Below are 22,238 nucleotides of genomic sequence, written 5' to 3' on the forward strand. Positions count from 1 at the left end.
CATGAAAGATGCCTATACCATCTATTCCGAATAGAATATTCTAAAATAGGGTGATTTTTGGTTTATAGAAAGGGGGATAGATATGGATAGACACAGAGAGAGTTGCTTTTGCATTGAATTGAAACAGCTTTTCGAGGAGCAAGAAAAACTATCATTTAAAGATTTTCGGTTTGTCTGTGATATGCTGGGATATGATACCATCCCCTTGATCATTTCCAATCAAAAATGTCCCTTAGAGGCATTTGGAAGGACCGTGAATGGAAAGTTTTTTGTGACGTCAGTATTTAGGCTGGAGAAGCTTGATACAAAGCATTGCTGTGCAACCCTTTCACTTCTTGAACCTGTTGATATGGATGGCTGCCCGATTGAATTTTTTTGTGACGAAATATATTCACTTAACAAAACCGATCAGTGCATTATTGTTGATTTAAGTTGTTTCTGTAAAATTGAACCGCTTTCCCCTAAATTAGTTAACCGGCCATTGCCCATTATTGAACCAAAATGTTGAATTTGCATGATAAAGCCCTGCCCGAGAATGGGCTTTTCTTTTTTATTATAAACAAGTAATGAGGATATGAGTCTATTGCACATTTTTATTTTACTGAATAGGATATATAGACTTTAAAAAAGGAGGTAGAGTAAATGACTGCAGCAGGTGGATATGGAGCTGGATTCGCGTTAATCGTTGTTCTGTTCATTTTATTAATTATTGTAGGTGCTGCTTGGGTCGGAGGATTTTATTAAAATATAAAGGAGGTAATTATATGTTTGGATATGGAGGCTACGGCTGCGGAGGCTATGGATATGGAGGATTCGGTTACGGTGCCGGCGGTTTTGTATTAATCGTCGTATTATTTATCCTCTTAATTATTGTAGGCGCTGCTTGCTACTATTAAAAATAAAAAAACCGCTTGGTACGGTGGCCAAGCGGTTTTTTTGCGTCATACGTCATTATTTTATTGCTGCCATACAATATTTTCTACTTCTGTGCCTTCCAGTGTTTCCTTTTTTAATAACGCATCGACTAAATGCTGGTATTGTTCATGATGACTGTTGATTAAGTTTTCGGCTTTTTCCAACCCTTTTGCAAATAATTCCTGCATTTTTGTTTCTTTATCTTTACTGCTGAATGTTAAAGTAAAACCGTCTTGCAGCATACCTGTATCAACCATTTGCTCAATAATCTGTTTCGCCTGCTGGACATCGCCGCCGACGCCAATACTATGCTCTCCTAAATGCATTCTTTCAGCAACGCCGCCCGCCAAAATCATCGCAATCCGGTCGAGCAGGTCACTTGTGGTTGATAAATGCATCTCTTTGGGAATCGGTGCAACATATCCCAGAGCTTCACCACGGGGAATGATTGTTGCTTTTCTAACTGAACCTGGCTTTGTTACCGAAGCTACAAGAGCATGTCCTGCTTCATGGATAGCTACACGATGTTTTGTTTCATGATCCTGCAGTGTGCGCGATGTACTGCCTAAGATGGTACGGTCCAATGCATAATCAAGATCTTCTTTTCGAACTGTTTCATGCCCATTGCGAACAGCTCTTCTGCTTGCCGTTTCGAATAAGGAATGAAGCTCAGCACCCGAGAAACCCGAAGTGCTTTCAGCTAAATCGTCTAATGAAGCAGCCACTTCAGGGGCAAGCGCTATTCCTTTAGTATGGATGTTAATAATCTCTTTTCTTCCTTTAGTATCTGGGAGCGGAACATGGAAACTAAAGTCAATTCGACCCGGGCGTAAAAACGCTTCGTCAAGCATGTCTTTGCGGTTTGTTGCGGCAATGAATAATATTCCGTCATTTGAATGACCGCCATCAAGCTGGACCAAAAGCTCAGTTAATGTCTTTTCAGCTTCTTCACCGCCGTGTGCCTTTCTTCTTCCCGCAAGTGCATCAACCTCATCAATGAAGATTACAGCGGGAGTCTGTTTTCTGGCCGACTGAAACAATGTTCGAACACGACTGGCACCGACTCCGACAAAGAGCTCGTTAAATGCTGAACCGCTCGCCGAAAAGAAAGAAGCGTTTAATTCATGGGCAATTGCTTGTGCCAATAAGGTTTTCCCAGTTCCGGGGGGACCATATAATAGGATGCCTTTCGGCGGTTTGATTCCTAATTGAATGGCCCGTTCCGGCTCTTTTAGAGTAGTCAATGTCTGCTGGATTTCCTCCTTCATTTCTTCACCAAGACCGCCGACATCTTTTAAGCTGATGTTTGGAAGCGGCCGGGATTTGGCCACGCTGTTCTTCATGGAATTTAGTCCGAAACTTCCTTTTGTTTTTTGAAGTGCAAATGCTGCACCCGCCAAAAGAAGGATTAGACCGCCTAAAATCCATTTGCCGTAACGGCTGCTTGTAGAGAAGGAGTAATCAATATTATATTTTTCTACTAATTTATTAATCATTTGACTATTTGGCGGAACATGTGAAATGTATTTTGCATTACCTGTTTCAATATAAATACTGCCGTCGGCTTGTTCAGTAAGGGCAATCTTTTTTCCATGCTGATTTTGAATCATCTTTTCAACTGAAGAAAAGGGAATGGAAATCTCATCTTTCGCAGACTGTATATACCAAATGCTGCCGGAAATGATTATAATTAACGCAATGATAAGCGGAATAAACTTCGATACAATGATTTTGCTTCGATTCAATGAAATCCTCCTCCTTGACCAGAGTACTATTCCATTATAAAACGACTTCCAGAAAAATGGATGTGGGAATTGGTGGAAGACTATATTGTGGCAAAAAGAAAAATATTAAGTCCGCTCATTGACATATTGCAAAGTGAAGGTTTCAGCGCTAAGATAAAAGTTATGGACAAAAACTTTTGTCAAAAGAGAGGAAGACATGATGGGTAACAATTTTAAAAATGAAGTATTATCGCGCCGGACATTTGCGATCATTTCCCACCCGGACGCCGGTAAAACGACACTAACGGAAAAATTACTGCTATTTGGCGGGGCCATTCGCGATGCTGGTACTGTAAAGGCAAAAAAGACAGGTAAATTTGCCACAAGTGATTGGATGGAAATAGAAAAACAAAGAGGGATCTCTGTTACTTCTAGTGTAATGCAATTTCAATATAACGATTTCCAGGTAAATATTCTTGATACTCCTGGTCACCAGGATTTTAGTGAAGATACGTATAGAACGTTAATGGCTGTCGATAGTGCGGTGATGATTATCGATTCAGCGAAAGGGATCGAGGAACAAACGATAAAGCTTTTTAAAGTTTGCCGCATGCGCGGAATCCCGATTTTTACATTTATTAATAAACTTGACCGTCAAGGTAAAGCGCCGCTTGAACTGCTTGCTGAATTAGAGGAAGTTCTTGGTATTGAATCATATCCAATGAATTGGCCAATCGGCATGGGAAAAGAGTTTCTTGGAATTTATGACCGTTATTATAATCGGGTAGAGCAGTTCCGCGGAAATGAAGAAGATCGATTTATCCCATTAAACGAGGATGGGGAAATTGAAGGAGAGCATAAGCTGAAAACTTCAGGCTTATATGATCAAACACTTGAAGAAATGATGCTCCTTAATGAAGCGGGGAATGAATTTTCCGAGGAGAGAGTGGCAAATGGGACATTAACCCCTGTCTTTTTTGGAAGTGCGCTAACCACCTTTGGTGTTCAAACATTTTTGGAAACTTATTTACAATTCGCTCCTGCTCCAAAGGCGCGTAATTCATCCATTGGTGAGATTGACCCGCTGTCGGATCAATTTTCCGGCTTTGTATTTAAAATTCAAGCTAATATGAACCCTGCGCACCGGGACCGAATTGCTTTTGTCCGCATCTGTTCCGGCAAGTTTGAACGGGGAATGACTGTCAATATACCACGGTTAGGGAAACAGCTTAAGCTTTCACAATCCACTTCCTTTATGGCTGAGGAACGAAGCACCGTAGAAGAAGCAGTCAGCGGTGATATAATTGGGTTATATGATACAGGAACGTATCAAATTGGCGATACGTTAACAACTGGAAAGAATGATTTCCAATTTGAGAAATTACCGCAATTTACACCGGAATTATTCGTTCGGGTATCGGCTAAAAATGTAATGAAACAAAAATCGTTTTATAAGGGAATACAGCAGCTTGTTCAAGAAGGAGCGATTCAGCTTTATAAAACGGTGAAAACGGATGAATATTTGTTAGGTGCTGTAGGTCAGCTTCAATTTGAGGTTTTCGAACACCGAATGAAAAATGAGTATAATGCAGAGGTTTTAATGGAACGTTTAGGGTCGAAGATTACACGCTGGATCGAAAATGATACTGTTGATGAAAATCTTTCAAGTTCTAGAAGCTTATTGGTAAAAGACCGTTATGACCACTATGTATTTTTGTTTGAAAATGATTTTGCCTTAAGATGGTTTCAAGATAAAAATCCTAATGTTAAACTATATAATCCAATGGATCAGCATGAACAATAATGGCGGGGCCCTTACCCGCCATTTTTTTTATTAAAAAAACATAAAATTTTAATTTCAACCCCCCTGAAATTGAAAAAGTAAACGTAACCTGTAGATGAACAGGAAAATGCTTACCTCCCAAAAAGAACCGAACATATGATATAATTGGTCGAATAGAGGTGAGCATATGCTGAGTTTATTGTTTATGGCTAAAAAAAAGAAACCAACAATAGAAGAAACAGTTGCCTTAATTCAAGCGGGTGACAATTCGCTGCTGAATGAGCTGATTGAGGCATATAAACCATTTATTGCAAAGACGGTTTCTTCTGTGTGTAAAAGATATATTTATGAGACCGATGATGAATTTAGCATAGGATTAATTGCCTTTAATGAGGCTATTGAAAAATACTCACCAGAGCGCGGAAGTTCTCTCTTAAACTTTTCAGAAATTATCATTAAACGTAGAGTAATAGATTATATTCGGAAACAGACCAAGAACCAACATATCAGCATTGACCTGACAAATAACACAATTGAGGAAGAAGCGTCTGGGAATGCAATTGTAAATGAGCTTTCCCTTGAAGAGTACCAAAAAAAGAATGATGAAGAACTTCGAAAAGAAGAAGTGCTGCAGTTTCAAAATCTTCTGGCTGCTTTTGACTTAAGTTTAAGTGATTTGGTGGAAAACTCCCCTAAACATAGTGACGCGAGAATAAATGCAATAATGGTCGCAAAAAAATTAGTGGACGACCAAGAGTTAAAAGAATTATTACTAGCAAAGAAACGGCTGCCAATTAAGCAGCTGGAAAAAAAGGTCGATGTCAGTCGTAAAACAATAGAACGGAATCGCAAATACATTATTGCCATTGCACTTATTTTATCCGGCGATTATCTATACTTACAGGATTATATAAAGGGGGTACTTGAAACATGAAAAAAGGAATTGTAATGGAAATAGAAGGTGCTTTTCTTACACTTCTGACCCCTGAAGGAGAATTTTTAAGGGCAAAAAGGCAGGATCAGCCATATATAATTGGCGAAGAAATTTATTTTTATCCAGTTCCGATTATCAAAAAAACTAACAATATTCAAAGAATCGGCGATTTATTTCGGTTTAAGCCGGTTTGGATTGTTACCCTAGCACTTATTATTATACTAGGGAGTTTATTTCCAATCATTCAAAATGATAAAGCGTATGCCTATATGTCCATAGATGTCAATCCAAGCATAGAGCTTGGGGTTAATAATAAAATGCAGGTTATTGAATTGACCGGTTTTAATGAAGCAGGGAAAAAGATTGTTTCCGATATGTCTGAATGGAAGAAACAGGATGTGTCTCAGCTTACAAAAACATTGTTATTAAAAATAAAACAGGCTGGTTTTCTGGATCAAAATCAGCAAGTCATTTTTTCAACTGTTCGAACTAAAGAAGAGGATAAGGATGCTGAAGAAAAGCTACAGGAACATATAAAGGAAATTAAAGCCGCTATTAATTCCCAAGCATTAGAAGTTACAGTTGTAAATTGTACAGAAAAAGAGTTAAAAAAGGCCCATCAACTTGGGGTCACTGCTGGAAAGTACGAAGCTAATAATCGTAATAAAGCAAAAATCAATGTGAAAACCAGTGAAAAGAAAAAAGCTGAAAATAGCTACCGGGCCGAGCTAAAGAAAAACCAGACTTCCCAAATACCTGGGCAATATAAGAAGCAATCAATCTTTTCTAGCGAGAACAAAGACGGGGAAAACGAGAATAAATCTTCAGGAAAAAAGATTCCGCCCGGGCAGCTCAAAAAAATGAATGGGGAAAAAGCCAAAAATTTCGGTCAATTAAAGAAGGAGAAAAATCAACAATTTCAAGCGGGACAAAAGGAAAAGCAGCAAACCAAACTAAAAGAAAAACAGCAGACCAAGCAACAAATCAAGAACCAGCAGACAAAGCAGCAAACCGAGCAGCAGACAAAGCAGCAAACCGAGCAGCAGACAAAGCAGCAAACCAAGCAACAAAAAAAGGATGCCGTAAAGCACCGAGGCAATAACAAAAAACATCCCCAGCAGAGAAACAAAAATAGAGAAGAACATCACAACCACAATCACAATCACAATCACAAACTAAAGCAAAAGCCATATGGAAAATATAAGGGTAAGAAATAAAAAGGAGTCCGGCAATATTCGCCGGACTTTTTCCATTTGTATTTAATTACTGGTTATTTCTGCCCGAGAGCTGGGCCTGAGCTTGCTGTACTAATCTTTTCGTAATTTCCCCGCCGACCGAGCCATTAGCTCTTGAAACGGTATCAGAACCCAATTGAACCCCAAATTCCTGGGCGATTTCATATTTTACCTGATCCAAGTATTGTTCAATCCCTGGAACCAATAGTTTATTTCTGCTGTTTGCCATTTTGCTTCACTCCTTTTTTACCAGAGAATTTATAAACCTCTGTACAAATATTATTGATTTGAAGCATTGTTTTCATAAGTGGTAATGTTTTTCGATATTGGATAATTAATCTGTTCCTTTACTGACATCCTTAGTTGGATGCATAAAAGGAGCTCCCTGCGGTTTTCTTTTACTTTCAAGCAGTTCCCGATTTTCTGTAGTATTCCAGCCAATATCGTTAGTTGGATGGACCCAATCATCTCCTGACATAATGGCCGGGTCGGTTTCATCTGACCAGTTTTCAAGCGGCGAATTTTCTGAAGCATAAAGGCTGTCACCAATCACGACTCCGTAATTGTTGACATATGGGGCTTCCATTTTTATGCCTGTGCCTTTAAAGCTTGGAGCGCTGATCTGATGTGGAAGCGTTTCGTTAATACTTACTTTTTTCTCTAATTGTGTTTGCTTATTCTTTTCCTTTTTCATATGATTTCACCTCTTTTAATGAGTATTTTTTGTAAGGGACTAAAATTTATTTATGAAAATATAGCCAGCGCATATTAAATGAAATTTGATTAACACTATAAACTGTAGTTCATCAAAAGGGGGGGAATATCTTTATGGCAAAGCGAAAGGCAGAATTTGACGCAGTTGAAAAGTATACAAAAACACCGCGGAAAAATATCCAGGAAAGTGAATTCTCTGCTGAATTCACCGATAATAATAACGCGATAAGGTTTGCTAATCGAAATTCTAAACAAGGTCAAAAAGGAAGAAGTAATAATGAAAAGACGTCGCAAAACACCTCCAAGTATACCGACTGAGGAATTTTCTTTTCGAATTTTGCGATGTAATCTACATTCCGCTTATAGAAACAAAAAATCGGAAGAAAAAGGATAAGGTAAAATAAAAAAAATAAGCCGGGGATTACTCCGGCTTATAAAGCTTCTACGTATGAAAAAATTAAGGTTTGTTCTTTTGCTGGTTCAAAGTATGCCAATAAACATGAAGGCTGCTTTTCAATTATTCCAGCTGACAAATATTTCTCCAAATTAAAGGCAAGTTCTTCTACCATCGTATGTTTGTATAAATCTTTTTCATTTAATTGTAGATCAAGAAACGTTTGTCCTAATAGCTTTGGATTGTTAATAACTTGATGATAGACGGCAGACCGTTCTGATTTATCAAATGTTGGGTTCCACCATGGCTTTCTCGGTTTATATTTATGACTTTTTAAATAATCATACTTCATTAAACCGCTAATGATATCAAGCTGTTCAATCGATTTTTCCTCTAAGAAAGAAATCAAACGGCGGAATAAATCCTCAAGCTGATGCCCAATTCTTGACCACCCCTGTTCATCCCAGTAAGTCCCAAATTCTTGGAAGAAATCAAACGGTGTTGAGAACACATTAGTAACCAAGTATTCCACTGTGGTGTCCATTCGATGGTCATTCCAATATTTCTCCAAGACATCCTCCACCTGTTTAATCCTAACAATGTCATCAAAGGATAATACATTATTGCTTAAAATTTCATAAGGAGAATGGTCCATATAAACATACTGATGTTCTTCGGCACGAATACGTACACCAGTGCCCCTTAGCATTTTCAGGAAGCCTAATTGTAATTCCTCCGGCCTCATGGCAAACACATCGTTGAACGTTTTACGAAATGATGAATAATCCTCCTCCGGCAGCCCAGCAATTAAGTCAAGATGCTGATCAATTTTCTTTCCTTCCTTCACCATTGTGACCGTTCTTTTCAGCTTCTCAAAGTTTTGTTTGCGCCGAACCAATTCATTTGTAAAATCATTTGTTGATTGAACACCGATTTCAAACCGGAATAACCCCCTTGGCGCATTTTGATTTAAGAATTCGATGACCTCCGGGCGCATAATGTCAGCTGTTATTTCAAATTGAAAAACAGTGTCTGGCAGGTGTTCATCGATTAGAAATTGAAACATCTCCATGGCATAGCTTCGGCTGATATTAAAGGTCCGGTCGACGAATTTTATTGTCTTTGCACCATTTGCCATTAAATAACGGATATCGTCTTTAATTTTCTCGCGCTCAAAATAACGGACCCCCACCTCGATGGATGAAAGGCAAAATTGACAGCTGAACGGGCAGCCGCGGCTTGTTTCGATATAGGTAACACGTTTTGCGAGCTGGGGTATATCCTCAGAAAAACGATATGGAGATGGAAGTTCTTTCAAATCCAGTTTATTTCTTTGTAATGTAGAATGGATCTGCCCATTTTTGCGATAAGCAATACCGGGAACATTTTCAAATGCCTGCGATGACTCCATTTCTGTTAGCAGCTGTTTAAAGGTTTGTTCCCCTTCACCGATAACAATAAAGTCAATTTCTGGATAGTTCTCCATCCACCAAGCGGTATCATAGGTTACCTCGGGTCCGCCAAGGACTATGGAGATGGAAGGATCAATTTTTTTCAGCATATTTACTACTTTAAGAGTTTCTTCGATGTTCCAAATATAGCAGCTAAAGCCAATGACGTCAGGTTTTTGTAGATAAAGGTCAGAAACAATATTCATAACCGGATCCTTAATCGTATATTCCTTAATCCGGATCTCAAATTCCGGGGCAGCAAATGCCTTAAGATATCGGATAGCAAGATTGGTATGGATATACTTTGCGTTCAATGTAGAACAAATAACATTCATAAAAAAAGCTCCTTTTTAAAGATAAACCATTTAAAATTATAGCCTATTTTAATTAAAAAAGACAAAAGAGAATAAAAAGTATGCTTTTTAACCCTGTTATAATACATTGGGGGTGCTGTTATATAAAAATAATATAAATATAAATTCAATAAAGACAAAGACTTTTTGGGATTGAGGAGAAGTGTGTTAAGGATTTTTTTATCGTGTTTGACTTTTGTCACAGCCAAATGATTAAAAATGACCTAAAATACGGATGAACAGGTATATTGTATTTCTTTTTCAATAACCGTTTTTGAACGAAAGTGGGGGAAAGGATCGTATGTCTATATTACCGAAAAAAAATGAACTGGGATTTTTTGAAATCCGCCTGGAGTCCATTGGCGGGCTTGGGGCAAATTTGGCTGGAAAAATGCTGGCAGAGGCAGGGGTGTTAAGTCTTGGTTTAAAAGGATCTAACTTCTCATCTTATGGATCGGAGAAAAAAGGATCACCCGTAAAAAGCTTTATCCGTTTCTGCGACCCTGAAGTTGAAATCAGAGACCATAGTCCGATAGAACAGCCGCACATTGTCGGCGTATTTCATGAAGCATTGTATAAAACAGTAAATGTTGTAAGCGGTCTTGATGCGGAAGGAATTGTCTTAGTCAACACATCAAGAGATTTTGATGATGTTAGAAGAGATTTGCAGCTCGAATATGGAACTCTTGCAATTATTGATGCATTATCCATTGCCGTAGAGGAAAAAACAAAAGTCAATACTGCGATGCTGGGGGCATTGTATCGAATTTGCGATTTTCTAGATCCTGAGTCCATGCGTGATGTGATTAGAAAAACCTTCACAAAAAAATATCCGCATTTAGTTGAGCCCAATATTCGTACATTTGACAGAGGATATAATGAGGTGCAATTTAAAACCTATGAAGTGCCTGAAGGAGCAAAAGGAAAAAACTTTACCCGGTCCAAGCCTCAGTTAGGGTTTCTAACCCAGGAAATAGGCGGGGTCATTACTGCTCAAGCCAATAGCATATTAAAAGATTTAAGCGGCTCAAGACAGGGATTTCTTCCGGAATTTAAGCAGGAAAAATGTATTCATTGTGCTGCATGTGATAATGTTTGCCCTGATTTTTGTTTTGTTTGGGAAGAAGGGGAAGATAAGCGCGGCAGAAAGCAAATGTTCCTTAAAGGGATTGATTATCAATATTGCAAAGGCTGCCTAAAATGCGTCGAAGCATGTCCGACCGACGCACTTGGCGACTTGCGAGAACTGCTCGGTTATGCAGATGAAAACCGGGTGAAGCAAAACTTTCCATTTGTAGCAGGAGGTAGGTTCTAATGGCAATTTTAGAAGATCAATTAACAGCCCAAAACGCCGCGGAGCAGGTTTTCACCTTTGAATCTGGAAATGAAATGGCTGCAATGGCTGCTGCGCAAATTAATTATCATATAATGGGATACTTCCCAATTACCCCTTCAACTGAAGTTGCCCAGTTTTTAGATCAAATGAAAACGCGCGGCGAGCATGATATTAAGCTTATTCCGGCTGACGGGGAACATGGTTCGGCAGGGATTTGTTACGGTGCGGCTGTAACTGGTGCACGTGTCTTTAATGCAACTAGTGCAAACGGATTCTTATACATGATTGAACAGATGCCTGTCCAATCAGGCACGCGTTTTCCAATGGTGCTTAACCTGGTTACTCGTTCGGTAAGCGGACCACTGGATATCCGCGGAGATCATTCCGATCTATATTATGCTTTAAATACAGGCTGGGTTATTTTAACAGCTAAAACACCTCAGGCTGTTTACGATATGAATATCATGGCATTGAAAATTGCCGAACATTCAAAAGTTCGTCTGCCGGTCATTGTTGCCTATGACGGTTTCTTTACTTCGCACCAAAAACGGAGAGTCGAGTACTTTAAAGACCGCCGTGTTGTACAACAATTTGTCGGCGAGTGCCCGACTGATTATAATTTTGCCAGGGATCCAAAAAAACCGGTAACCATTGGTGCTCATATGAGTGGTGATGATTTCATCAATAATCATTATCAGCAGTCGGAAGCAATGTACAATGCCTCAGATGTATTTAAAGAAGTTGCGGCCGAGTATCGGAAACTTTCAGGCAGGGAATATCCTGTTCTTGACCTATATAAAATGGAAGAGGCGGAAGTGGCATTATTCCTTTTAAATTCAGCAGCTGAATCCGCCAAGGATGTGGCTGACCAGCTTCGTGCTAAGGGAATAAAGGCCGGGGTAATCAGCCCTAATATCATTCGTCCATTTCCGGCACAAGAAATTCGTGAAGCACTTAAGGGTGTGAAAGCATTGTTGATTGGCGAGCGTGCAGATTCCTATGGTGCAAATGGTCCTAACTTAACACACGAAGTGAAATCTGCGCTTCAAGATGATAAAGATAATAAAACGATTTGCTTAAGCCGGGTATTTGGATTAGGAGGTAAAGATTTCTACGCAAGTGATGCCGAAAATCTGTTTGCAATGGCGATTGACGCAATGGAGAAAGGCTATGCTGAAAAACCTTTTGATTACTATGGCCATGTTCCAGGTGATCCGGAAAAAAACCTTAAGCCTGTGATTCTCCCTCAGCATGGAGATGTCTATAATTCAGGGATGATTGAGGTAAAAATGGATGAGGAAACAAATAAATTAAAAGTGAAAATCCCGCCGCTGCGCGCATTAACAAGCAAGCCAAAACGAATTGCTTCAGGACATGGGGCTTGTCCCGGATGCGGAATTTTTGCCGGATTAGAGCTTTTCTTTAAAGGGATCGAGGGAGATATTGTGACCCTGTTCCAAACTGGCTGTGCGTATGTAACAACAACCGGTTATCCACATACATCACATAAACAGACAATGATGCACAATTTGTTCCAAAACGGTGCCGCAACTCTATCCGGTACTGTTGAGGCATTTATGGAATTGAAGCGCCGCGGGGAAATTAAAGTTTCAGACGATGCTACATTTGTCATGGTAACGGGTGACGGAGGTATGGACATCGGTATGGGATCAGCTATTGGCACGGCACTAAGAGGACATAAATTGATTATGCTTGAATATGATAATGAAGGCTATATGAATACTGGTTCTCAAATGTCCTATTCCACACCAATCGGTCATATGACGAGCACTTCTGGTGTTGGGAAAGCCCAGCGCGGCAAGGCTTTCCATCACAAGGATACGGCGCAAATTATGGCAGCGACCAATATGCCATACGTTTTCACAGGGTCAGAAGCCTTTCCGCAGGATTTGGTCAAAAAAGGTGCAAAAGCACAATGGTATGCTCAAAATGTCGGAACAGTATACGGCAAGATCTTGATTACCTGCCCATTAAACTGGAAGTCTGATGACCGGTACGGAACAAAGATTGTCGAAGCAGCTGTAAATTCTTGTTTCTTCCCTCTCTATGAGGTAGAACAAGGAATCACAACCATAACTTATAATCCAGAGGAAAAAAATAAACGGATTTCGTTGTCAGAGTGGCTTAGATACATGGGAAAAACGAAACATCTGTTAAATGAAGAAAACAAGCCATTATTAGAAGAATTTGAAGAAGAAGTTGAAAAAAGATGGCAGCGCTTGAAAGCAAAGCATGAAAACCCAATGCTATAAAAAACAACAAACGCAAAGCGACAACGCTTTGCGTTTGTTATATTTGATGGAATTGCTTTAGATAATTTTGAATCTATGGTGCTTGGAATGGAATTCAACCAAGTTTAAAGTAGCTTTTTAATAAATAAAAATTTGATGAAAAGGAATTTTCCCGCTATATGTCGAATAGAGTTTATATTATTGCTTGATATGGATGTAAGCGAGGGGGCATTAAGAAAAAATGCAGTTCGATCAGGAGAATGCTATTCCTCTAAAACAAAAAGAGGAAAGTATTTTACAAGAAAACCAAGAAAGATATAAACGGGTTTTTGAGGACTCAATTGATGGACTGATCCTTTGGGATCACCATTCTCGGATTGTGGACATCAATCTCGCCGGCGAAAAGCTATTTGGCCAATCCAAAAAGGAGCTGCTCGGTCAATTTGTATATGATCCTTTTCATTCTAAAAAACAACTAATGCAAGAAATTATTCAACATCTCGAAATGACGTTAAAAAATCACCGTCATACCTCTACTATTATTTTTGATGATACAAATGGCAATAGCAGAAGTATAGAGTGTAATTCCAAAATTAATATTACTGAAGGATTAAATCTGACTGTTTTTAAGGATAATACCGAAAAAGCGGCTATGGAGGAACAGCTGCGCAAATCAGAAACTTTAAATGTCATCGGCGAGCTTGCCGCCGGAATTGCTCATGAAATTAGAAACCCGATGACGGCATTAAAAGGCTTTATCCAATTACTTGAAAGCAGTATTAAAAAAGAGCATGCAATGTACTATCAGGTAATAACCGCTGAACTAAAGAGAATTGACTCTATTATTAATGAGTTTTTGCTGCTGGCAAAGCCTCAGGCGATCAAGTTTCAGAAGAAAGATATCAGACAAATCATGCGGGAGACAATTGACTTATTACATGCACATGCCGTCCTACATAATGTACAATTCTTAACTAAATACGATGAAGACCTTCCACCTCTTTTTTGTGAGCCAAATCAACTAAAAAAAGTTTTTATCAATTTAATCAAAAATGCTATTGAAGTAATGCCAAAAGGTGGAAACATTTCTGTTGAAGTAAAGAAACTTGAAAATAATCGAGCCTACATTTCCATTCAAGATGAGGGGACTGGAATCTCAAAAGAAAAAATCAAAAAACTTGGAGAGCCCTTTTATACAACAAAGGAAAGAGGAACAGGGCTGGGACTAATGGTAAGCTATAAAATTATCGAAGAGCATCAAGGAACGATTAAAATTGAAAGTGAAGAAGGTAGAGGGAGTATTTTTCATATTATATTGCCGCTCAATTTCAAACTTGAAGCCAATCAAGCAGAAAATGATCTTATTTAAAAAAGTAATTCGAAAATCGAATTGCTTTTTTAGTAAGGCTATCTGTTAATTGCGCTAAAAAGTAACAGATGGATAAATATCAGTAATAAATTTTTAGAATTTTTGCTTTACAAGACTGGATAAAAGTAATATCATTTGTGACTAGAATTTCAAATTTTAAAAAAAGCCAATCATTAAAGATTCATGAGAAAAGATAAAGCAGGTGAAGACATGACGAAATTTCCGTCATCTGAATTATTAAATAGTCTGCCAAAGCAATTTTTTGCAGCGTTGACGAAGAAGGCTAGCCAGTTCATTGAGCAGGGATATGATGTCATTAATTTAGGACAGGGCAATCCGGATCAGCCAACCCCAAAGCATATTGTTGCAAAGCTCCAGGAAGCAGCAGCCAATCCACTAAACCATAAATATTCTCCATTTCAAGGGTTTAGTTATTTTAAGCAGGCTGCAGTCGATTTTTATATGAGAGAATATGGGGTTTCGCTTGACCCTGATAAGGAAGTGGCAATTTTGTTTGGCGGTAAGGCGGGCCTGGTAGAAATTCCCCAGTGTCTGTTAAATCCGGGCGATACAATTCTTGTCCCAGACCCGGGTTATCCTGATTATTGGTCAGGGATTGCCTTAGCAAAAGCGGAAATGGTAACGATGCCGTTACGTGAAGAAAATCACTTTCTGCCGAATTACCAAGAACTTTCCTCAGATAATTTGGCGGATGCAAAATTAATGTTTTTAAATTATCCTAATAACCCAACCGGCGCCGTGGCAACAAAGGAATTTTTCGAAGAAACCGTCAAACTTGCAAATGATCATAATATTTGTATAGTTCATGATTTTGCTTATGGGGCAATTGGTTTTGACGGAATTAAGCCGCTAAGCTTTTTGCAGGCAAAAGGGGCAAAAAATATCGGAGTTGAGATCTACACATTATCTAAAACCTACAATATGGCCGGCTGGCGGGTTGCTTTTGCTGTGGGGAATGAGAGTATTATCTCAAGCATTGAGCTCCTGCAGGATCACTTATATGTCAGTTTGTTTGGAGCGGTCCAGGAAGCGGCAGCAGAAGCGCTGACAGGGCCGCAGGAGTGTGTAAGGGAATTAACTAGATTATATGAACAAAGAAGGAACGTACTGATTGACGGACTTAAGGCAATCGGCTGGGAAGTAACTGCTCCAAAGGGCTCATTTTTTGCTTGGTTGAAGGTACCAAAAGGGTATACATCAGAGGAATTTTCCACGATTTTACTCGAACAGGCTCATATTATGGTTGCACCTGGGATAGGATTTGGTTCATTTGGAGAAGGATTTGTCCGCGTGGGTCTCTTGTCATCAGAAGAACGTCTTATAGAGGCTGTCAGCAGAATCAGAAGTCTACAAATTGTTTAAAAACGACTTTGTCGAAAAAACAAGAAATTTATTAATGTATTTGTCGAAACACAAGAGAAATAGAATGTTTTGTCTACTTTTGCGAAGCTATTTACTTTTATAAAAAATCTGTCATAATTCTTCAAGTAGTCTAATTTTTTCACTAAAAAAGTAGAAGCTTAAGAGGTAGGGATAAAAGTGTACGGATCCAGTAATAGTCAAACTGAAATGATTGAAGAGATAAAGGTCAAAAGAGAATTAATGATAAAAAGTGCGAATACATTTGGATTTACCAGTGATGAAACCATCAGGTATAGTCAGGAACTGGACGAACTGATTAACGAATACCATAGAATGATGGGACAAGCTTCTTCACCATGTGAAGAGGTAAGGCTGGCTTTTAAACAAACCATAATGATCTGGCCAAAAGTTCTTGTATAACGTATTTAAGCTTTCTTTACAGATTAATAACACTCATTTCTTAGGCTTTGGGAGCAGCAAAGAGGCCTTCTGATCCATTTTATATTAAATTGTTTGAGGGTCTCTTGCTGTTATTACAATTCTGCAGTGATCAATATGTAAATCATAAACCTCCATTCACAAAAATGTCATTTTCTCCACTTATAAACACTACTGTGATTTTTATCATTGTTTATATCCCAATATTTCATATAGTTATATTAATAGTATCTCAATTTTCACATCACAATTTAAGCATGCTCCAAAATAATAATTCTTGCTCCTTTGTCATACATACTGTATCAAAAGTCCAAAATCTTTTTTTAAGGTCATTATACTGTCTCATTTTTGCGTAATTTTTATTTTTATGTAAAGAAATCTTTTCCTGTTGGTCTATGCTTATATGGCGATTCATATATCGTTAATAAAAGCATTTTCTATAACCAAGCAAGGCAAACGCTTACAACATTCTAAGATCCTTTGGGGGAGGGAAGTCCTACATGCACATTGTCGTATGTGTTAAACAAGTACCAGACACAAAAATTATTAAAATTAATCCCAAAACCAACACGCTCGACCGCCGAAGTGCTCCTGCTATTTTAAATCCTTATGATGCACATGCTGTTCAGGAGGCTGTTAAAATTAAGGAAGAAACCGGCGGTACAATCTCCGTATTATCAATGGGACCGCCGCAGGCAACGGCAGTAATCAAAAAAAGCATTGAAATTGGTGCCGATAGAGGATATTTAATTTCAGACCGCGCATTTGCGGGTGCTGATACACTTGCCACAAGCTACGCTCTATCAAAAGCGCTTGAAAGGATAGGTAAAGACCTTCCTGTTGATATGATTATTTGCGGAAAGCACGCCATTGATGGGGATACAGGACAAGTTGGACCAGGAATTGCCCGCCGGCTGGATATTCCGCCGATTACAAGTGTTATAGAAGTAACGGAAGTGAATCAGCAGGAGAAAACGGTTCTAATCAAACGAAAACTCACCAGCGGGTATGAATTAATTCAGTCCGAACTGCCTTGCTTATTAACGGTTGAAAAAGAAATAAATGAAATTGAATATTCACCGATGCCAAATATGGTTAAAGCCGCAAGATACGATCCTATTATCTGGACGGTAAATGATTTAGAAAATGTTGATCTGTCTCAGCTAGGGTTAAAGGGCTCACCAACCATTGTTGGTAAAATGTTTACACCTCCACGGCCAGAAGGCGGTAAAAAGGTCGAAGGCTCTTCCGCCGAGCAGGTTAGCCAGCTAATGGAAATCTTGAAAGAGAAAAAAGACCTATTTACCTTACAGTCAAAATAAAACTGTGAAAATTAATGAGCTTGTCTTTTTAGGGAGGGGTACACATGAACTTAGACGATTACCGTGGAGTTTGGGTATTTATTGAACAAAACGATGGAAAAATCGAAGGGGTCTCATTAGAATTGCTGGGTGCCGGAAGAAAGCTTGCTGATAAATTAGAGGTTCCTTTGGCTGGCTTTTTACTTGGCGATGGGATAAAAGCTTTAGCAAATCAATTAATAGCTTACGGGGCTGATCAAGTATATGTGATAGATCATCCGGTATTAAAACATTATCGGACAGAGTCTTATATGAAGGGTGTCATCAGCTTAGCGCAAAACTACAAGCCGGAAATTATCCTATACGGTGCGACGCCTAATGGGAAAGACCTCGCCAGCGCGGTTGCAACCGATTTAAATACCGGTCTTACCGCTGATACGACAATGCTGGACGCGGATGAAAGCAATCGCTTGCTGGAGGCAAGCCGGCCTGCATTCGGGGGCAATATCATGGCCACGATTCTTTGTAAAAAGCATCGTCCGCAAATGGCCACTGTTAGACCAAAAGTGATGAAAGCGTTAGTGCCTGATTCAAGCCGAACAGGTCAAATTATTGAAGAGAAAATATCCTTAAAAGAAGAAGATATGCGTACAAAAGTACTACAAATTGTGAATGATGTAACAAAAAAGACGAATTTAGCAGATGCACATGTCATAATATGTGGTGGAAAAGGCATGGGCGATTTGCAAAATTTCCAATTAATCCATGAATTGGCTGAAACGATAGGCGCGGCCGTTGGCGGTACACGTGATGTGGTGGAGGCAGGGTGGCTGCCGCATGAACAGCAAATCGGTCAGACAGGTGAAACGGTTACACCTAAGATTTATTTTGCCATCGGGGTATCGGGAGCTATTCAGCATGTTGTGGGGATGAAGAATTCCGAGCTGATCATTGCCATTAATAAAGATCCCAATGCACCGATATTTGATGTCGCAACATTCGGGATTGTAGGCGACGCAATGGAAATAGTACCTAAACTTATCGAACAATTTAAAAGCTTGAGGACAGAAAAAGGCGGTGAAGTAAGCTATGCCTGAAAAGTTTGATGTAATTATCGTTGGAGCCGGCCCCGCAGGTACATCGTGTGCCTTAACTTGTGCAAGGAACGGATTAACTGTTTTACTTATTGAAAGAGGAGAATATCCTGGGGCTAAGAACGTAATGGGCGGTGTATTATACCGCCAGCAAATGGAGGAACTTATTCCTGAATTTTGGAAGGAAGCACCCCTGGAAAGGCCGGTAATAGAGCAGCGTTTCTGGATGATGGATAAAGAATCTGTTTTGTCATTCGGTTATAAAGGACTTGAATGGGCTGTAGAGCCGTATAACAATTTCACTGTGCTGCGGGCGAAATTTGATCAATGGTTTGCTCAGAAAGCAGTTGAGGCTGGCGCGCTGTTGATTAATGAAACTGTTGTTACCGAGTGTATCGTCGAAAACGGGAAGGTTGTCGGAGTTCGTACGGACCGCCCTGACGGCGAAGTTTATGCAGATGTTGTTGTTCTTGCCGATGGGGTTAACTCGCTTTTATCAAAGCAATTAGGCTTCCATAAGGAATTTCGCCCTGATGAAGTTGCGTTGACAGTAATGGAAGTAATTAATTTACCAAAAGATAAAATTAATGACCGTTTTAATCTTCAAGATAATCAAGGCTGTACAATTGAAATTTTTGGCGACTCTACAAAAGGGAACCTAGGCACAGCATTTCTTTATACGAATAAAGAAAGTCTAAACATTGGTGTTGGCACGACCCTATCAAGTATGATTAAGGCCAAATTGAAGCCGTATGAGCTGTTGGATTATCTGAAAAATCATCCGATGGTAAAGCCGTTAATTGACGGGGGGGAATCAGCCGAGTATCTCGCCCACCTTATCCCAGAAGGAGGCTTTCGCTCGGTTCCGAAAGTGGCTGGAAATGGCGTTCTCGTAGTAGGAGATGCGGCTCAGCTGGTTAATGCGATTCACCGTGAGGGATCGAACATGGCGATGCATTCAGGTCTTTTAGCTGCTGAGGCCGTCATTGAAGCGAAGAAGCGAGGCAACTATAGCGAGACTAGTTTAAATAGTTATCGCGAAGCCTTATATAATAGCTTTATAATAAAAGATTTAGAGAAATATAAGGATGCGGCCCATACCTTTGAAAAATATCCTCAATACTTTAAAGAGTATGTGCCGATGATGAATCAAGCGGCAAGTAAATTCTTTACAGTCGACGGAACACCAAAACGCGATAAACAAAAGGAAATCATTAAGAGTATGACTGCTGAAAGAGGAACACTCAGGGTATTACAAGATATTTATCGTGCTTGGAAGGCGGTGAAATAATGTCAACGAAGAATATTGAAGAAAAACAGTATCTTCTAAGATTCAAGTGTGATACAAAGTCCCATTTGACCGTACTTGACCATGACATTTGCATGACCCAATGCCCGGATAAAATCTGCACCGTCTTTTGCCCTGCCGAGGTGTACAAATGGGAAGGAACGAGGATGCAGGTTGGTTATGAGGGCTGCCACGAATGCGGCAGCTGCCGAATCGGCTGTCCGTACCAGAATATTAAATGGGAATATCCAAAAGGCGGACACGGAATTGTATTTAGGTTAGCATAGAAAATAAAAAAAGTGTTGTTTGCGTATTATGATAGCAAACAACACTTTTTTATTAATAATTTTAATAAATCATTATTAGAAAACAATATATGTATGTTTTTTCACAAGGGATTGTAAAAAGAAGGTGAAGCAGAAGGAATTGATGTTGAGGATTAACTTATTTTTTCTAACAATGTGGCTTCAGTAAGAGCATCTTTTTTAGCGAAGGAAACAAACGATGAACCAAGCGAAATGGCATGATCGATAACTTCCATATTTACAGAACAATAATAAGGTACTTTCCAGTTAAAATTACCATCACTTGTGGCCGGGTATATACTTACTTTCCAATGAAAATAGATTTTAGCTTGAGGGAGCTGCACACCTTCCACAGCAATCAGCCAATGTGTAAATGGGTATTCCAGGATAAATGTTTGAGATTCTTGGAGGGCTGTAAGGTCTCTATTGCCAATTGGTATTAATGCCATTTGATAAAAATCGTGATAATTCGGGGTTCTCATTTTATTTCCTCCCTTATTTATGTTGATACATTTATTATATGAAACTTTTAAAGTTTTTTGAGTGATAAATGTTAAAATTTTTTGAAAAATAGAGTAATTTTCATAAAATTGACAAAAATTATGCATTAAGTAAAAAAGATGAAGGCGTTGTGCCTCCATCTATCGTCATGATTTTTTATTATTCCATTCCCAAACTTTTTGGTCGGAAGGAAGCAGAAAAGCTGTTAAACCTAGGATTGGTAAAACTCCAAGCCAGGTAATCATCGTCTGAAGACCGATTAAATCCGCAATAACCCCAAGTCCTACTGAACCAATAGCGCCCATTCCGAACGCAAGCCCGACGGTCAGTCCTGACATAGTGCCGATTTTTCCTGGCACTAATTCTTGCGCATACACGACAGTCACCGAAAAGCTAGTCATTAGGATAAACCCTGTGAGAACGAGAAGGATAAATGCTGTAACAGGTGAAACATTAGGAAGCAGCATTGATAAAGGAAGAGTCCCAAGCATCGAAAATGAAATTACCTTTTTCTTTCCGAATTTGTCTGCCAGCGGACCGCCAAAGAATGTTCCAAATGCTCCCGAAACTAAAAAGGCAAATAAAAAAAGCTGGGATTGCTTGATCGTTAGGGCATATTCCTTAATTCCATAAAAAGCATAGAAATTGGTCATTCCGGAAATATACCAAGACCTTGCAAAGATTAATAATAAAATTAACACTAAAGCTTTTTTTATTTCCTTGGATAACCCCTTTTCATGAGACGCGCCGACATTCTTTTTCTTAACCATTACCGGGTTAGCCCTTAATCTTTCGCTGTACCATTTGGCAATGTAGATTAATAATAAAACAGCAAGAGCAGCAACAATTGAAAACCATGATGCCCCGATTTGCCCTAATGGTACAAAAATGAGAGCTGTAATCAATGGGGCCAATGCCTGGCCGGTATTCCCGCCGACTTGATAAATCGATTGTGCCAGTCCCCTTCGGTTTCCTGCGGCCATATATGCAACCCTTGAACCTTCGGGATGGAAAACGGCCGATCCTATTCCAATAAATAGTACGGAGATGACAATCATTCCAAAATTAGGCGCAAAGCCGATCCCCAATACCCCGATAAAGGTAAAGCTGAGCCCGATTGGCAAGGCGAAAGGCAGTGGTTTTTTATCAGTGAAGATCCCAACAACAGGCTGCATCACGGAGGAAACCATATTAAGGGCAAATGCTATAATTCCCAGCTGGGTAAAAGATAATCCCATCGACTTTTCCAGAATAGGGAACATTGCTGGTACAACTGCTTGTATTGCATCATTCAATAAATGGCACAGCCCAATAACGAAGAGAATTTTGTAAAGGGTTGCTTCGGATGTATTGGAAGCTTGCTGTCTAGGTAAAATTGCTTGTTGACTCATAGTAGTCTCCTTTTCTTCAAATATATACCTGAATTTTCTCTTACTATATATTACTACCATAATGCTTAATTGAGAAA

The 22,238-nt window shown here is 39.3% G+C and carries 22 protein-coding genes; 16 read left to right on the forward strand and 6 right to left on the reverse strand.

The window, feature by feature from the left end:
• Nucleotides 1-82 precede the first annotated feature (82 nt).
• From A6749_RS20330 to A6749_RS27820, 3 genes are all read left to right on the forward strand, one after another.
• Nucleotides 83-508: a CotY/CotZ family spore coat protein gene (locus tag A6749_RS20330; protein WP_066395278.1), complete on the forward strand. Its 426-nt coding sequence runs from the start codon at nucleotides 83-85 to the stop codon at nucleotides 506-508.
• 134 nt (nucleotides 509-642) lie between these two features.
• On the forward strand, nucleotides 643-744 hold the full coding sequence (locus tag A6749_RS27815; RefSeq protein WP_084797915.1) for a YjcZ family sporulation protein: 102 nt from the start codon (nucleotides 643-645) through the stop codon (nucleotides 742-744).
• Nucleotides 745-764: 20 nt separating this feature from the next.
• Entirely contained in the window at nucleotides 765-896 is a 132-nt protein-coding gene (locus tag A6749_RS27820; RefSeq protein WP_084797916.1) for a YjcZ family sporulation protein, read from the forward strand.
• A 60-nt stretch (nucleotides 897-956) separates the two neighbouring features.
• Here the strand turns inward: A6749_RS27820 and A6749_RS20335 are convergent, their stop codons facing one another.
• The gene (locus A6749_RS20335) at nucleotides 957-2,666 is read right to left on the reverse strand and encodes an AAA family ATPase (RefSeq protein ID WP_407937535.1); all 1,710 of its coding nucleotides are present in this window, start codon (nucleotides 2,664-2,666) and stop codon (nucleotides 957-959) included.
• A 193-nt stretch (nucleotides 2,667-2,859) separates the two neighbouring features.
• On the opposite strand from A6749_RS20335, the gene A6749_RS20340 reads away from it, so the two are divergent.
• The 3 genes from A6749_RS20340 (at nucleotide 2,860) to A6749_RS20350 (ending at nucleotide 6,573) form a co-directional block, all read left to right on the forward strand.
• Nucleotides 2,860-4,443 carry a peptide chain release factor 3 gene (locus tag A6749_RS20340; protein WP_066395284.1) on the forward strand — a complete coding sequence of 528 codons (1,584 nt, stop codon included), beginning with the start codon at nucleotides 2,860-2,862 and terminating at the stop codon, nucleotides 4,441-4,443.
• A 166-nt stretch (nucleotides 4,444-4,609) separates the two neighbouring features.
• Nucleotides 4,610-5,356 carry an RNA polymerase sigma factor SigI gene (sigI, locus tag A6749_RS20345; protein WP_066395291.1) on the forward strand — a complete coding sequence of 249 codons (747 nt, stop codon included), beginning with the start codon at nucleotides 4,610-4,612 and terminating at the stop codon, nucleotides 5,354-5,356.
• Complete coding sequence (locus A6749_RS20350) at nucleotides 5,353-6,573, forward strand: anti-sigma factor domain-containing protein (protein ID WP_066395294.1); 1,221 nt, start codon at nucleotides 5,353-5,355, stop codon at nucleotides 6,571-6,573. The genes sigI and A6749_RS20350 overlap by 4 nt, the downstream gene beginning before the upstream one ends.
• Nucleotides 6,574-6,619: 46 nt before the next feature.
• On the opposite strand, the gene A6749_RS20355 is transcribed toward A6749_RS20350, so the two are convergent.
• Nucleotides 6,620-6,820 (reverse strand): alpha/beta-type small acid-soluble spore protein, encoded by a 201-nt coding sequence (locus tag A6749_RS20355; RefSeq protein WP_066395297.1) that lies wholly within the window; start codon nucleotides 6,818-6,820, stop codon nucleotides 6,620-6,622.
• Between the two features lie 105 nt (nucleotides 6,821-6,925).
• Nucleotides 6,926-7,285, reverse strand: a complete 360-nt coding sequence (locus tag A6749_RS20360) for a DUF3905 domain-containing protein (RefSeq protein WP_066395301.1) — start codon at nucleotides 7,283-7,285, stop codon at nucleotides 6,926-6,928.
• 134 nt (nucleotides 7,286-7,419) lie between these two features.
• On the opposite strand from A6749_RS20360, the gene A6749_RS20365 reads away from it, so the two are divergent.
• The gene (locus tag A6749_RS20365; RefSeq protein ID WP_066395304.1) at nucleotides 7,420-7,623 is read left to right on the forward strand and encodes a hypothetical protein; all 204 of its coding nucleotides are present in this window, start codon (nucleotides 7,420-7,422) and stop codon (nucleotides 7,621-7,623) included.
• 113 nt (nucleotides 7,624-7,736) lie between these two features.
• On the opposite strand, the gene A6749_RS20370 is transcribed toward A6749_RS20365, so the two are convergent.
• Nucleotides 7,737-9,485 carry a B12-binding domain-containing radical SAM protein gene (locus A6749_RS20370; protein ID WP_066395314.1) on the reverse strand — a complete coding sequence of 583 codons (1,749 nt, stop codon included), beginning with the start codon at nucleotides 9,483-9,485 and terminating at the stop codon, nucleotides 7,737-7,739.
• Between the two features lie 319 nt (nucleotides 9,486-9,804).
• Between A6749_RS20370 and A6749_RS20375 the strand changes: the two genes are divergently transcribed.
• The 9 genes from A6749_RS20375 (at nucleotide 9,805) to A6749_RS20415 (ending at nucleotide 20,251) form a co-directional block, all read left to right on the forward strand.
• Complete coding sequence (locus A6749_RS20375) at nucleotides 9,805-10,818, forward strand: 2-oxoacid:acceptor oxidoreductase family protein (RefSeq protein ID WP_066395317.1); 1,014 nt, start codon at nucleotides 9,805-9,807, stop codon at nucleotides 10,816-10,818.
• Nucleotides 10,818-13,112, forward strand: a complete 2,295-nt coding sequence (locus A6749_RS20380) for a transketolase C-terminal domain-containing protein (RefSeq protein ID WP_066395320.1) — start codon at nucleotides 10,818-10,820, stop codon at nucleotides 13,110-13,112. Before A6749_RS20375 ends, A6749_RS20380 begins: the two co-directional genes overlap by 1 nt.
• A gap of 220 nt (nucleotides 13,113-13,332) precedes the next feature.
• Nucleotides 13,333-14,460 carry an ATP-binding protein gene (locus tag A6749_RS20385; RefSeq protein ID WP_066395325.1) on the forward strand — a complete coding sequence of 376 codons (1,128 nt, stop codon included), beginning with the start codon at nucleotides 13,333-13,335 and terminating at the stop codon, nucleotides 14,458-14,460.
• A gap of 210 nt (nucleotides 14,461-14,670) precedes the next feature.
• The gene (locus A6749_RS20390; RefSeq protein ID WP_066395334.1) at nucleotides 14,671-15,843 is read left to right on the forward strand and encodes a pyridoxal phosphate-dependent aminotransferase; all 1,173 of its coding nucleotides are present in this window, start codon (nucleotides 14,671-14,673) and stop codon (nucleotides 15,841-15,843) included.
• A gap of 177 nt (nucleotides 15,844-16,020) precedes the next feature.
• Nucleotides 16,021-16,263, forward strand: coding sequence for an aspartyl-phosphate phosphatase Spo0E family protein (locus tag A6749_RS20395; RefSeq protein ID WP_084797917.1), 243 nt, complete (start codon nucleotides 16,021-16,023; stop codon nucleotides 16,261-16,263).
• Nucleotides 16,264-16,781: 518 nt separating this feature from the next.
• Nucleotides 16,782-17,603 carry an electron transfer flavoprotein subunit beta/FixA family protein gene (locus A6749_RS20400; RefSeq protein ID WP_066395337.1) on the forward strand — a complete coding sequence of 274 codons (822 nt, stop codon included), beginning with the start codon at nucleotides 16,782-16,784 and terminating at the stop codon, nucleotides 17,601-17,603.
• A gap of 44 nt (nucleotides 17,604-17,647) precedes the next feature.
• A complete protein-coding gene (locus tag A6749_RS20405; protein ID WP_066395345.1) occupies nucleotides 17,648-18,679 on the forward strand; it encodes an electron transfer flavoprotein subunit alpha/FixB family protein in 1,032 nt (343 codons plus the stop codon).
• The gene (locus tag A6749_RS20410) at nucleotides 18,672-19,967 is read left to right on the forward strand and encodes an FAD-dependent oxidoreductase (RefSeq protein WP_066395348.1); all 1,296 of its coding nucleotides are present in this window, start codon (nucleotides 18,672-18,674) and stop codon (nucleotides 19,965-19,967) included. Before A6749_RS20405 ends, A6749_RS20410 begins: the two co-directional genes overlap by 8 nt.
• Nucleotides 19,967-20,251, forward strand: a complete 285-nt coding sequence (locus A6749_RS20415) for a ferredoxin family protein (protein ID WP_066395350.1) — start codon at nucleotides 19,967-19,969, stop codon at nucleotides 20,249-20,251. The genes A6749_RS20410 and A6749_RS20415 overlap by 1 nt, the downstream gene beginning before the upstream one ends.
• Nucleotides 20,252-20,403: 152 nt before the next feature.
• Here the strand turns inward: A6749_RS20415 and A6749_RS20420 are convergent, their stop codons facing one another.
• Entirely contained in the window at nucleotides 20,404-20,751 is a 348-nt protein-coding gene (locus tag A6749_RS20420; RefSeq protein ID WP_153043043.1) for a hypothetical protein, read from the reverse strand.
• A 165-nt stretch (nucleotides 20,752-20,916) separates the two neighbouring features.
• Nucleotides 20,917-22,161: an MFS transporter gene (locus A6749_RS20425; protein ID WP_066395356.1), complete on the reverse strand. Its 1,245-nt coding sequence runs from the start codon at nucleotides 22,159-22,161 to the stop codon at nucleotides 20,917-20,919.
• Nucleotides 22,162-22,238: the final 77 nt, after the last annotated feature.

It is taken from the genome of Neobacillus mesonae, assembly GCF_001636315.1.
In the GTDB taxonomy this organism is placed as follows: Bacteria; Bacillota; Bacilli; order Bacillales; family Cytobacillaceae; genus Neobacillus; species Neobacillus mesonae.